This is a genomic window from Agrobacterium sp. 20P9.1.2, assembly GCF_057799395.1.
In genome coordinates, this window is record NZ_JBYOKI010000003.1 from 267598 (window position 1) to 280269 (window position 12672).

General features: G+C 58.6%; 11 protein-coding genes. 4 read left to right on the forward strand and 7 right to left on the reverse strand.

The window, feature by feature from the left end; translation table 11 throughout:
• The first annotated feature begins 92 nt into the window (after positions 1–92).
• On the forward strand, positions 93–2606 hold the full coding sequence (locus tag AC27VJ_RS10670; protein WP_488683986.1) for a GcvT family protein: 2514 nt from the start codon (positions 93–95) through the stop codon (positions 2604–2606).
• 284 nt (positions 2607–2890) lie between these two features.
• Positions 2891–4363 carry a methylenetetrahydrofolate--tRNA-(uracil(54)-C(5))-methyltransferase (FADH(2)-oxidizing) TrmFO gene (gene trmFO / locus AC27VJ_RS10675; RefSeq protein ID WP_488683987.1) on the forward strand — a complete coding sequence of 491 codons (1473 nt, stop codon included), beginning with the start codon at positions 2891–2893 and terminating at the stop codon, positions 4361–4363.
• Here the strand turns inward: trmFO and AC27VJ_RS10680 are convergent.
• From AC27VJ_RS10680 to yajC, 5 genes are all read right to left on the reverse strand, one after another.
• A complete protein-coding gene (locus AC27VJ_RS10680) occupies positions 4312–4809 on the reverse strand; it encodes a hypothetical protein (protein ID WP_488683988.1) in 498 nt (165 codons plus the stop codon). The two genes, trmFO and AC27VJ_RS10680, sit on opposite strands and share 52 nt — an antisense overlap.
• 92 nt (positions 4810–4901) lie before the next feature.
• On the reverse strand, positions 4902–5750 hold the full coding sequence (locus AC27VJ_RS10685) for a phytoene/squalene synthase family protein (RefSeq protein WP_488683989.1): 849 nt from the start codon (positions 5748–5750) through the stop codon (positions 4902–4904).
• A 15-nt stretch (positions 5751–5765) separates the two neighbouring features.
• Positions 5766–6158 (reverse strand): Mth938-like domain-containing protein, encoded by a 393-nt coding sequence (locus AC27VJ_RS10690; RefSeq protein ID WP_488683990.1) that lies wholly within the window; start codon positions 6156–6158, stop codon positions 5766–5768.
• Entirely contained in the window at positions 6158–8722 is a 2565-nt protein-coding gene (gene secDF, locus AC27VJ_RS10695) for a protein translocase subunit SecDF (RefSeq protein ID WP_353575916.1), read from the reverse strand. The genes AC27VJ_RS10690 and secDF overlap by 1 nt, the downstream gene beginning before the upstream one ends.
• 62 nt (positions 8723–8784) lie before the next feature.
• Complete coding sequence (yajC, locus tag AC27VJ_RS10700) at positions 8785–9141, reverse strand: preprotein translocase subunit YajC (protein WP_113085905.1); 357 nt, start codon at positions 9139–9141, stop codon at positions 8785–8787.
• Positions 9142–9374: 233 nt separating this feature from the next.
• On the opposite strand from yajC, the gene AC27VJ_RS10705 reads away from it, so the two are divergent.
• On the forward strand, positions 9375–10247 hold the full coding sequence (locus tag AC27VJ_RS10705) for an ATP-binding protein (RefSeq protein WP_488683991.1): 873 nt from the start codon (positions 9375–9377) through the stop codon (positions 10245–10247).
• A 180-nt stretch (positions 10248–10427) separates the two neighbouring features.
• Complete coding sequence (locus AC27VJ_RS10710; RefSeq protein ID WP_488683992.1) at positions 10428–11327, forward strand: YrzE family protein; 900 nt, start codon at positions 10428–10430, stop codon at positions 11325–11327.
• A gap of 227 nt (positions 11328–11554) precedes the next feature.
• Here the strand turns inward: AC27VJ_RS10710 and AC27VJ_RS10715 are convergent, their stop codons facing one another.
• Together AC27VJ_RS10715 and AC27VJ_RS10720 are read right to left on the reverse strand one after the other, a co-directional pair.
• Positions 11555–12085 carry a lipocalin family protein gene (locus AC27VJ_RS10715; RefSeq protein ID WP_488683993.1) on the reverse strand — a complete coding sequence of 177 codons (531 nt, stop codon included), beginning with the start codon at positions 12083–12085 and terminating at the stop codon, positions 11555–11557.
• A gap of 93 nt (positions 12086–12178) precedes the next feature.
• A complete protein-coding gene (locus AC27VJ_RS10720; protein ID WP_488683994.1) occupies positions 12179–12622 on the reverse strand; it encodes a VOC family protein in 444 nt (147 codons plus the stop codon).
• Between the last annotated feature and the right edge of the window lie 50 nt (positions 12623–12672).

The window sequence follows — 12672 nt, forward strand, 5'->3', positions numbered from 1 at the left end:
TGAGCAACGGTGCGACATTGCATAGTCTCGCCCAAACTGGTTCGATAAAGCCCGCAGAAAGCGGGCGAAATGCCTCAAGGGGAACTTGCATCATGAAGACACATGCGCGGGCGGTGGTGATCGGTGGCGGCGTTGTCGGCGTTTCGACGCTCTATCACTTGGCCAAAAAGGGCTGGAACGACGCAGTTCTGATCGAGCGCAAGGAGCTGACATCCGGTTCCACATGGCACGCAGCTGGCCTGCTTCCACTCTTCAACATGAGCTATTCCGTCGGCCAGATCCACAAATACTCGGTGAAGTTCTACGAGGAACTTCAGCAGGAAACCGGCATGAATGTCGGCTTTTCCAAGGTCTCCAACATTCGTCTCGCCCGCACCAAGGACCGCTGGGATGAATATATGTATTATTCCGGCATTGCCGAAACCATCGGCGTCAACGTCAAGATGCTGACCCCGGAAGAGGTCAAGGAAGTCTGGCCGCTCTGTGAGACCGATGGCCTGCTCGGCGCCATCCAGCACCCCGACGATGGTTATATCCAGCCCGCAGACCTCACACAGGCGCTGGCCAAGGGCGCGCGCGACCGTGGGGCTACCATCTACCGCAACACGACCGTCACCGCGCTGGAGCAGCTTGAGAACGGTCACTGGAAGGTGACGACGGACAAGGGCGAGATAATCGCGGAACATGTCATCTCCTGTACCGGCAACTTTGCCCGCAAAACCGGCGAGATGGTCGGCATCAACATTCCCGTCATTCCGGTCGAGCATCAGTATATCGTCACCGAACCGCATCCGGATATTCTGGAACGTCGCAAACAGGGCCTACCTGAGATGGGCGTCCTGCGCGAATCCGATAGCGCCTGGTACATGCGCGAAGAAGCAGGCGGCCTCATCCTCGGACCTTACGAGGTCGGCGCACCGGTCTGTTATGTCGATGGTCCCTCGGACCAGAGCGAATATGAGCTATTCCAGGAAGAACTCGACCGCCTTATGCCGCATATCGAAGCGGCCATTGCCCGCGTTCCGGCCTTTGGCGAAGTGGGCATCAAGAAGGTCTATAATGGTGCGATCGCCTATACGCCGGATGGTAACCCGATCGTCGGACCCGCACCGGGTCTGAAGAATTTCTGGCTAAACGAAGGCCACTCCTTCGGCATCACCGCTGCCGGAGGTGCTGGCTGGCAGCTTGCGGAATGGATCGTCGATGGCGAGCCGACGCTCGACCTGATGGGTGTCGATCCGCGCCGCTTCGGCCCCTATGCGACAGAAGGCTACCTCATCGCCAAGAACGAGGAGGCCTATGCCAACGTCTTCACCATGCATTACCCGGATGAAGAGCGCGCCGCCGCCCGTCCGCTCAAGACCACGCCGATCTATGATCGCCTGAAGAAACTCGGCGGCGTCTTCGGCTCCGTCTATGGCTGGGAGCGCGCCAACTGGTTCGTGCCTGAAGGTTACGAGCTGAAGCCGGAAGAACTGGGCGTCGGCGCTGATGTCATCACCAACCACAACCATGCGCCCGCGCTGGATGACGGTCGCATCGTTGAAAAATGGTCGTTCCGCCGTTCAAATTATTTCGAACATGTCGGCAACGAGGTGAAGAACGTCAACCAGAATGTCGGCGTGCTGGATATGTCGGCCTTCGCCAAGATGGAAGTCTCCGGCCCCGGCGCGCGCGCATGGCTGGACTCGATCCTCGCCAACGCCATTCCCAAGAAACGTGGCCGTATCGCGCTGACCCACCTTCTGACCAAGGATGGCGGCGTGAAGGCGGAATTTACCGTCTATGAATGGGCACCGGGCCGCTTCTACCTCGTCTCTGCCGGTGGTCTTGAAAACCACGACCATGACGTCCTGCGCCGCCTTGCCCCCACCGATGGCTCCGTCATTCTTCAGCCCATAACGCAGAAATACGGCGTGCTGGCACTGGCCGGTCCAAAGTCCCGTGAAGTCTTGAAAAAGCTCACCCGCACCAGCCTCGACAACAAGGATTTCCCATGGCTCACCGCCAAGGAAATCTCCGTTGGCGTCGCAACGGCGCATGCGCTGCGCGTCAACTTCGTCGGTGAACTGGGCTGGGAACTGCACCACCCCATCGAAATGCAGGCCTATATCTTCGACCGGCTGATGGAAGCCGGTGCCGAATTCGGCATCAAGCCTTTCGGCATTCGTGCGATGGTCTCCATGTCGCTGGAAAAATCCTACCGCAACATGGGCCGCGAACTCTCCGTCGAATATAATGCCTATACGTCGGGTCTCGACCGTTTTATCAAGCCTGAGAAGCAGTTCATCGGTCGTGATGCCGTGGTGGCGGGCAAGGAACAAGGCCTCAAGTGGATTTTCTCCACCCTCGTTGTCTCCGGCAACACGACGGTAGACGCGCGCGGCTCGGAAGCCATCTATGACGCGTCAGGCAATGTCGTCGGCCGCGCCACCTCGGGAGGCTTTGGCTGGCGCATCGGCAAGTCGCTGGCACTCGCAATGCTGTCGCCGGATCATGCGGCGGTTGGTACCAAGCTGAAGATCAGGATTTTGGGTGAGCTATACGACGCGGAAGTCGTGGTCGAAAGCCCGTTCGATCCGGACAATGCGGTGCTGCGGGCTTAGTAGAACACCTCGCTGCCGCCTCTCCCACCTTCGTCATCCTCGGGCTTGTCCCGAGGATCTAACGAACCCCAACATTCAACGTGGGCAGATCCTCGGGACAAGCCCGAGGATGACGACCGTTAGAGTTGCTTCTCCGTGAGCCAGCCACCGAAAAAGTTTGGCCTCCCCCCTCTCCCGTGGTACTGCATCCGCAAAATTGCCTGCTGAGGATGGCAGGCTTCACAATCAAACAAACATGTCCGCCTGGAAGCACTTGATCTGCTGCATGGCGGTGCGGGTGCGCGATGCAAGACAAGACCTATTCCCCCATTCATGTCGTCGGCGGCGGACTGGCCGGTTCGGAAGCAGCCTGGCAGATTGCCCAGTCTGGCGTCCCCGTCATTTTGCACGAAATGCGCGGCGTGCGCGGCACCGAAGCCCATAAGGGAGATTCGCTGGCCGAACTCGTCTGCTCCAATTCCTTCCGCTCGGATGATGCGACCGCCAATGCCGTGGGTGTCATTCATGCTGAAATGCGGCTTGCCGGTTCGCTCATCATGGCCTGCGCCGACAGGCATCAGGTGCCCGCCGGTGGCGCACTGGCGGTGGATCGCGATGGCTTTTCCGCTGCCGTGACGGCGCAGCTTGAGGCTCACCCGCTGGTGACCATCGTCCGCGAAGAAATTTCCGGCCTTCCGCCGAAGGAATGGGACAACACCATCATCGCGACTGGCCCGCTGACTTCGCCGGATCTCGCAGCCGCCATTCAGGCTGAAACCGGCGAAGACGCACTGGCCTTCTTCGATGCCATCGCCCCCATCGTTCACCGCGACAGCATCAACATGGATATCTGCTGGTACCAGTCGCGCTACGACAAGGTCGGCCCCGGCGGTAACGGCAAGGATTACATCAACTGCCCGATGGACGAGCAGCAGTATAACGCCTTCATTGATGCGCTGGTGGCGGGCGATACGGTCGGTTTCAAGGAGTGGGAAGGCACGCCCTATTTCGACGGCTGCCTGCCCATCGAGATCATGGCGGAACGCGGACGCGAAACCCTGCGCCATGGCCCGATGAAGCCGATGGGGCTTACCAATGCCCACAACCCCACCGTCAAGGCCTATGCCGTTGTCCAGCTACGGCAGGATAATGCGCTTGGCACGCTCTACAACATGGTCGGTTTCCAGACGAAGCTGAAATACGGCACGCAGGCCGATATCTTCCGCATGATTCCTGGTCTGGAGAATGCCGAGTTCGCACGCCTCGGCGGCCTGCACCGCAATACCTATATCGATTCGCCGATCCTGCTCGATCCTTCGCTGCGACTGAAATCGCGCCCATCCGTCCGGTTTGCCGGTCAGATCACTGGCTGCGAAGGTTACGTGGAGAGCGCTTCCATCGGCCTCCTCACGGGCCGTTTCGCCAGCGCTGAACGCAAGGGCGAGCCGCTCAGCCTGCCACCTGCGACGACCGCTCTCGGCTCACTGCTCAACCACATTACCGGCGGCCATCTGTCCACCGATGAGGAGCCGGGAAAGCGCTCCTTCCAGCCGATGAATGTCAATTTCGGATTGTTCCCGGAACTGGCACCCGGTTCCATCGTCAAGCCCGAAGGCGTCAAGCGCTTCCGCGGCAAGGACAAGACCATCATGAAGCGTCAGCTGATGGCCAGACGTGCGCTGACCGATTGTGCCGCATGGCTGGGCGTTCCTGCCCCGGTCTTTGCTCAGGTGGACGTAGACGGCGACGTTGCAGAGACGGAATCTTCGGCGGCCTGATCGGCCTCAGCCTTCGGCTCCTGTTCGGCAGCTTCCAGATAGCTGCCGAGCAACCACAGTGAAACTTCAGCCGCTTCCCCCGCTGATTTGAACCGGTAAGCACCGCTGTATTTCGGGTTATCGACAAAGGTCACCACGAAACCATCGCCGGTTTCCAGATGCTCGACCGTAATGCGCTCGGGATCGATCAGCATGCAGGCATGATGCTTGCCCATGTTGCGCATGAACCCGGCCTTGTTGTCGTGCAGACGCACAAACACGGCATTGCCGTCAGCGGTCATATGCAGGCTGCGGATTGCCTCCGTCGGAAAAGCTCGAGCGAAATCGAGAATCGCCTGTCCGGTATCGTGCCGGTCGTCATCATCAGGGTCGCGCTGCAGGCGCCAGACATAGACGCCAAAGAAACCCAGCGGAACGAGAATGAGTAACCAGATTGCAGGGTTCATCGACGTCGCTCCATGCGGCTCATCTTGATGGATGGTAAGACTCTCATACGTGCCGGTTCTTAACCACCAAGCCTTGCGCGAATATTGAGCCGTCAGAAGCGTTTGGAGAATGAGGCTTTTGCAAGCTGCCACTGGCGGCGCAGCATGGATGGCTGGATATCCTGATCGAACAGGCCCGCCCCTGCCCGCCTGGCATCGGCAATGACCTTGCCTGCCAGCGAAACCGGAATGAAAGCCGGGAAAATGGGTTTCGGCACCTGCGCCTTGCGGGCCTTGTCCAGATGTCCCTGTGCGGACATGCAGAATATTTCGATGGCAGCACCGATGCGGGCCGTGTCCTTGCCTTCCAGAAAACTCTCGCGATCAAGACCGGCGGCGGCAAGCATGTCCTGCGGCACGTAGACCTGGCCGCGCCGCCGGTGCAGCGGCATCAGCAGCAGCATGCCGGCCATGGCCTGCGCCACACCCGCATGGCCAGCCGATTCCGCGCTTGCCATGGCATCAGCGGGAGACAGTACGATGCTGGAAAGCTGGATCAGCGCCGACGCGGTTTCACCGGCATAACCTTCCAGCGCATTGCGGTCCTCGAAGACATCATCGTAGAGATCGAAAATCCGCGCCTCGATCATGTCGATCAGCGTCTTGCGCGGTAGATTGTGGGTCTCGATGGCGCTCAGCAGCGCGGCAGCCACCGGGTTGGCAAGGCTTTCGCCATGCGGCGTGCCTTCCAACAGGTCGCTCCACCATTGCATGCGCACTTCACCCGGCAGCGGTTCACGTACGAGGTCGCGAATGCGGGCGATTTCGGCATTAAAAGCATAGAGCGCTGCAAGAGCGGGACGCTTGTCTTCGGGTGATAATAAGCATGCCAGATACCGGTCGCGGTCGGTCTCGCGCAACATGCTCAGGCACGCGTCCTTGATCCCTGCCGGCTCTGTCATTGCTGTTCCGCTCTTTCAGCCTTCCACGGCAATCAGCGCCGCCGCTACGGCACGCGATTCCGAGAGCATGATGTTATATGTCCGCACGGCTGCGCCCGTGCTCATGGCATCCACCGAAATACCGGCTTCCTTCAAAGCGGCTTTCAGCTCCTTGGGAAGAATACGCATGCCGTCTCCCGTACCGACCAGCAGAAATTCGATTTCGCCAGCCTGTTCGAGAATCCTGGAAAAAGCCTCGACCGTCAGCATCGTGTGGTCTTCCACATCCCAGCCATGAATGCCGGAGGGAAGACACAGCAGCGAGCCGCGATGCGACATGTCGGCAAAGCGAAAGCCGCCATTGCCATAAGCATCGATGGGCGCCCGGCCGGGAAAATGGGCCGGGCGTATTTCTATACCACCTGCCATCAGACGGCCGGCTTGCCGCCGATAGCGCCACTCTTGGCATCAGCCTTGTCGTCTTCGGCATCATTGCCATTCGGACGCAGCTTGAAGGCGATCAGCACCGGTGCGGCGATGTAGATCGACGAGAAGACGCCGATACCGACACCGAACAGCATGGCGAAGGTGAAGGAGCGAATGACTTCACCACCGAACAGGTAGAGCGCCAGCAGCGCCAGCATAACCGTCAAGCCGGTCAGGATGGTACGCGACAGCGTCTGGTTCAGCGAAACGTCGATGATCATCGAAAGCGGCATCTTCTTGTAACGCCGCAGGTTTTCGCGAACACGGTCATAAATGACGACCGTGTCGTTGAGCGAGTAACCGATAATCGTCAGGATCGCCGCGATACTGGTGAGGTTGAATTCGATGCCGAGGTAGACGAACAGGCCGATGGTGAACACCACGTCGTGGACCATCGAGATGATCGCACCCAGCGCGAACTGCCATTCGAACCGAACCCAGATGTAGGCCATGATGGCCACCATGGCCAAAGCAATACCCACGGTGGAGGTAAAGGTTAGATCGCCCGAAACGGCAGGGCCAACCACTTCCACGCGACGGAATTCGTATTTGTCCTCAAGCTCGCCGCGCACCATGGTGATCGCAGATTGCTCGGCATTCTCGCCGCCTTCCTGCGCCTGAATGCGGATCAGCACGTCCTGCGAGGTTCCAAAGCCCTGAGCCTGGATTTCACCGAGGTTGAGCTGGCTGAGCTTTTCGCGAATATCCGCGATATCGGCATCACCCTGCTTGGCCTTGACTTCGATGACCGAACCGCCCTGGAAGTCGATACCCAGGTTCAGACCCTTGGTCACGAAGCCGCCGATGCACGCCAGCATCACCACGCCGGTGATGATGAAGACGTAACGGCGATAGCGCATGAAAGGAATGTCCTTGCCGTCGAAAATCGCGGTGCGGATACCCTTTGGCAGATGCTTGGGACGGCTCTTGCGAACCCACACGCCAAACAGCCACGCCGTCAGCGTATAGGCGGTGAAGACGGTGGTGACGATACCGACGGCCAGCGTCACGGCAAAGCCCTTGACCGGGCCGGTGCCCATATAGAACAGCACGCTGGCAACGATCAGCGTCGTCAGGTTGGCGTCGATAATGGTCGCGAAGGCGCGCGTAAAGCCGTTCTCCAGCGATGAGATCAACGGTTTCCCGCTTCTCACCTCTTCTCTGATACGCTCATAGATCAGAACGTTGGAGTCCACAGCCATACCGATGGTCAGAACGATACCGGCAATACCCGGCAAGGTCAGCGTCGAGCCAATGATACTCAGCACCGCCAGCAGCATGACGATGTTCACGATCAGCGCGATATTCGCCAGAAGGCCGAAGAAGCCGTAGAAAATGAACATGAACAGCACGACACCAACGGCGCCGATGGCGCTGGCCATCAGACCGGCATTGATCGAGTCGCTACCGAGGCTCGGGCCAACGGTGCGTTCTTCGACAACGGTCAACGTTGCCGGAAGCGCACCGGCGCGCAGCAGAACAGCAAGGTCGTTTGCGCCCTGAACCGAGAAGTTGCCGGAAATCTGGCCGGAACCACCGATGATCGGCTCGCGGATCACAGGGGCGGAAATTACCTGATTGTCGAGAACGATGGCGAAAGGCTTGCCGACATTCTGCTGGGTTGCCTGCGCAAAACGCTGTGCGCCGCGGCTATCGAAACGGAAGGTAACGACCGGCTCGTTGGTCTGCTGGTTAAAGCTGGCCTGCGAATCGACGAGGTTGTCGCCCGATACCAGTGCGCGGCGCTCCACCAGATAAGGAACCGGCGGATCGTCCTGCGAATAGAGAATTTCAGATGTGGCCGGCGGGCGGCCATTCAAAGCTTCCTGAACCGGCATGGACGTATCGACCATGCGGAAGGAAAGCTTGGCAGTCTGGTTCAGCAGCGATTTCAGACGCTGCGGATCCTGCAGACCGGGAACCTGCACGATGATGCGGTCTGTACCCTGACGCTGGATCAGCGGTTCGGTCGTGCCGACTTCGTCCACGCGGCGGCGAACGACTTCGATGGACTGCGAAACAGCTGAAGACAGGCGGTAATTGATGCCGTCATCGGTCAGGTTGAGGCGCAGCAGGCTATCGCCGCCATCGCTCATCGTCACTTCCGTGATCGACGTGCCAACCAGGGTACCGGAAGATACGGGCAGCGTCAGATCGCGAAGCGCGGTCTTTGCGGCCTCATACTGGGCCGGATCACTGATGCGAACCTGCACCTGCTGGCCGTTACCGGCAAGGCCCGAATATTTGATGTTGGCATCACGCAGCTGGGTCCGCACATCGCCGACGATGGTTTCGAGACGTTCCTTCACAATGTCGGAACGCTCGATCTTGAGCATGATGTGGGAGCCACCCTGAAGGTCGAGACCTAGAGTTACCTTATTGTCCTTGTACCAGTTTGGCATGCCCTCCAGTTGCTTGTCGGTAAACAGGTTTGGAGAAGCGATAACGACGCTTATCAGCACGGCCAGCCAGATGAAGGCTGTTTTCCAGCGGGAAAAATGAAGCATTTAGGTCTCGGTCAAGGTTGGGTGTCAGAACCCAGGCTGCGTTTGCCGCAACCTGCTTATTATTACTTGGCGTTTGCAGGCGCTTCGGTCTTCACCGGCTCGCCCTTGACGCGTACTTCGGCAATGTAGCTGCGCGATGCACGGACCTTGACGCCTTCGGCGATTTCGACTTCCAGCTCGTTGTCGTCGATGACCTTGGTCACCTTGCCGACGATGCCGCCGCCGAGAACGACCTGATCACCCCGGCGAATGGCCGTCAGCGTTTCCTGACGCTTCTTCAGCTGCGCGCGCTGCGGACGGATCAGGAAAAAATACCAGACCACCATCAGCGGGGCAAACAGGAAAAGCATCTCAAGGCCAGACCCGAATGCAGATGGTGTGCCTGCCGCATCCTGGGCAAACGCTTGGCTAATGAACATAAAGAACTCCTCAGATTTTCGGGCACAGTCTTAGCCACTGGCCAGCTTTCAAGCCGCCGGAATATAGTTGCGATCCCCTAGAATGCAACAGACACAGACAGTACGCCGTACCGTTTCCACGCCTCATAACCTTTCAAGGCGATAAACGCCATGCTAACCCGCAGAAATTCTATTGTTGTGCCGCCTCCATACAGTGCGAAGCGCAGCCTTGAATGTTTGCAGGAGACATTGAGATGACACCGGAAGAAACAAACCTGGCTCTGCTTTCCGAAGTTCGCCGCCTTGCGGCCGCCCTTGAGCGCCTTGCAGGCCCTGCTCCCGCTGTAAACGACTGGAATAGCGCCGATTGCTTCGTCTGGGTTCCCGCCAATGCCTGGCTTCAGCCAGTGCCACGCCCAAACCGCGTCGCCCTTCAGCTCATTCGCGGCGTGGATCATGTCCGCGATATTCTCCACGAAAACACCCTGCGCTTTGCCGAAGGTTATGCTGCCAATAATGTGCTTTTGTGGGGCGCGCGTGGCATGGGCAAGTCGTCGCTGGTCAAGGCTGTTCACGAAGACGTGCGTACCGCAAGCCGCGTGGCTTTGAAGCTGGTCGAAGTCCACCGCGAGGACATCCACACCCTCCCTGCCCTGTTGGATATTCTGAAATCATCCGATCAGCGCGTCATTCTCTTCTGCGACGATCTCTCCTTCGACCATGACGACACTGCATACAAGTCTCTCAAGGCAGCGCTCGATGGCGGCATCGAAGGCAGGCCGGACAATGTTCTCTTCTACGCCACCTCAAACCGCCGACACCTGCTGCCGCGCCACATGATGGAGAATGAGCAATCGACAGCCATCAATCCGTCTGAAGCGGTGGAAGAGAAAGTCTCTCTTTCGGACCGCTTCGGTCTGTGGCTCGGTTTCCACAAATGCAGCCAGGATGATTACCTGAAAATGATCGATGGGTACGCCGACTATTTCGATCTCGGCCTGCCGCGCGAAACGCTGCACCACGAGGCGCTGGAATGGGCAACGACCCGCGGCGGGCGGTCCGGTCGCGTGGCATGGCAGTACATTCAAGATGCCGCCGGAAGGCTGCGCAAACCAATTGTGCGCTAAGCTTTTTCGCGTCCTGGCATTAATTCAATAAATATCCACAAATGGTTGAATTAACTCGATTATATTGAATACGGAATCGACTGAAAACAATTAGATTTTCCTGTTTTAGCGCGGAACAAACGCATATTCTGCCCGTTTCAGTGGCACAACGCGAACCCGCGTGTGTTACAGGAGATCAAAATGACTGATCAGACAAGATATGCGACATCCACGGCAGGCGTTTACGCTCCTGTAGCGCGGGACACTGGTACCAATATTTCCTGGGGCGGCGTGTTTGCCGGTGTGGCAATCGCCCTTTCCCTGCACCTGCTGTTGAACCTTCTTGGCCTGGCAATCGGCGCAGGCGTGATCGACCCTGCGCAGAACGACACGCCCACCGCCGCATCGCTCTCCATGGGCTCGGTTATCTGGATGATCGTCAGTGGCATTATCGCAGCCTTCATCGGTGCCTATGTTGCCAGCCGCATGTCCGGTCGCGTCGTCCGCTCCACAGGCGCGCTGCATGGTCTGACCTCCTGGGCGGTTACCACGCTCGTCGTCTTCTACCTTCTGACCACATCAGTCGGCGCGCTGGTCGGCGGCGCATTCTCTGGCGTCACCAGCGTTTTTTCCGGTGCCGGTTCCACCATTGCCACGGCGGCGACAGCCGCAGCGCCCTCGCTTGCCAATGCCAGCGACCCCGTTTCCACGATCGAACAACGCATTCGTGAAGCAAGCGGCGGCAATGATCCGCAGGCTCTGCGCGATGCAGCCGTCAGTGCCGTTCGCGCCGCATTGACAGGTGATCAGGCTCAGGCCGACGATGCCCGCAACCGCGCTGCCGATGCTCTGGCCCGCGCACAGGGTATCCCGGTCGATCAGGCCCGCCAGCAGGTCATCCAATATGAGACCCAGTATAAGCAGGCCGTAGAACAGGCCAAGACTCGCGCAACGGAAGCTGCCCAGGCAACCGCAACAGCAGTCTCCACCGGCTCTTACGTCGCCTTTGGCGCGCTGCTCCTCGGCGCCGTCGCCGCGCTCTTCGGCGGCAACATGGGTGCTGCCCACACAGAACGCCGCCCCGAAACAATCGTAGAATAACGGATTGGCCTTACTGCTGCAAATGCCCGCGGAAACGCGGGCATTTTTGTATGGATTAGTCTTGAGACGCGACGTTGTCTCTATCCGTCATCCCTGAGCCGAAAAGTCAGACCAAGTCGCAGGTCCAACGAGACTCTTTGGAGACGAAAACACCACTCAAACCCGACACGACAAACAAAAATGCCTGCGTCTCCGCAGGCATCTGTCGTCCAAGTCGAAGCCCAATCTCAGAACTTCGGAAATTCCAGCTTGCTTGCATCATATCCGAGCTCTTCAGCCTTCTTTACCATCACCGCCAGCCTGCTCTTGGATGGCACGTTGCGCGAATAGATCCAAAGATTGGTCATGTCGGGGTTGGAACTTATGAACCAGCTTCGGTCGGGTGACTGATAGCGGACCCAATAGTTGAAGGTGATGAACAGCAGATAACGCACCCGTAGCTTTGCGTTTGTCGCCTTGTAGTCTGTCAGCGTGCCGATGCCTTCGATGGTTTTGAGTTTGCCTTGGGGCGTTCCTTCGCGGCAGCCATCCTGCACCATTACCTCGTTGGGCGCGGCACCCTTCTTATAGATAGTGAAGCCAGCGACGCAGCCATCCGTCAAACGCATCGGCGTGCGGCCAATCTCCAGCCATTTGCCCTGATAGTGCGACAGTTGCGTTGGCACCACCGCCGTTTCGGCTTTCGCCTCCTGAACGAGACATGCGCTGAGCCCGCAAAAGGCCAACGTGGCGGCAAGTGGGCGAAGGAAACTGGACATGGTCAATGCTCCGTTAATTCTGTTTTCAGAACAACGCCATTCCAGCTTCGCGGTTGCATGCCGCCCCATCATGAAACCGTGTTCGCCACAGGGTTAGCCAGCAGCAGATCGCCCGTCCGGATATTCCGCCGGTCCCTTGATCTCCAGCATGTTGCCGAAGGGGTCGTATATATAGAAGGAGTGGCCCATGCCCCGCGCGCCGCCATGCATGGCCTCACGATGGATTTCCACGCCGTGGCTTTCCAGATGCGCCCGCAGTGCATCATGCTCGAAAGGGCCAGTCGCGATGCAGATGTGGTCAACATTACGCCCACCCGCCACCGGCGGTGCCGCCTTCTGCCCGCCCGGATGCGTAATATCCCACAAAACGATAAGCGATGCTCCACACCACACCTGCTCCATGCCCAGCGCCGGATAGGTGTAGCCGGGACGGCAGCCCAAAACCTCATGATAAAAACGAAGCGCCTTGTTCATGTCATCAACCAAAAGAACGACGTGATCGATGCCGACAAGGGAAAACGGTATGCCTGATGTCACTGATATCTCCTCCAAGATGCCAGTGCTACAATCGCGTTCTCGCGCGCCGG

Coding starts and splice junctions, on each gene's coding strand:
- AC27VJ_RS10670 (WP_488683986.1), top strand. CDS start 93: ATGAAGACACATGCGCGGGCGGTGGTGATCGGTGGCGGCGTTGTCGGC.
- trmFO (WP_488683987.1), top strand. CDS start 2,891: ATGCAAGACAAGACCTATTCCCCCATTCATGTCGTCGGCGGCGGACTG.
- AC27VJ_RS10680 (WP_488683988.1), bottom strand. CDS start 4,809: ATGAACCCTGCAATCTGGTTACTCATTCTCGTTCCGCTGGGTTTCTTT.
- AC27VJ_RS10685 (WP_488683989.1), bottom strand. CDS start 5,750: ATGACAGAGCCGGCAGGGATCAAGGACGCGTGCCTGAGCATGTTGCGC.
- AC27VJ_RS10690 (WP_488683990.1), bottom strand. CDS start 6,158: ATGGCAGGTGGTATAGAAATACGCCCGGCCCATTTTCCCGGCCGGGCG.
- secDF (WP_353575916.1), bottom strand. CDS start 8,722: ATGCTTCATTTTTCCCGCTGGAAAACAGCCTTCATCTGGCTGGCCGTG.
- yajC (WP_113085905.1), bottom strand. CDS start 9,141: ATGTTCATTAGCCAAGCGTTTGCCCAGGATGCGGCAGGCACACCATCT.
- AC27VJ_RS10705 (WP_488683991.1), top strand. CDS start 9,375: ATGACACCGGAAGAAACAAACCTGGCTCTGCTTTCCGAAGTTCGCCGC.
- AC27VJ_RS10710 (WP_488683992.1), top strand. CDS start 10,428: ATGACTGATCAGACAAGATATGCGACATCCACGGCAGGCGTTTACGCT.
- AC27VJ_RS10715 (WP_488683993.1), bottom strand. CDS start 12,085: ATGTCCAGTTTCCTTCGCCCACTTGCCGCCACGTTGGCCTTTTGCGGG.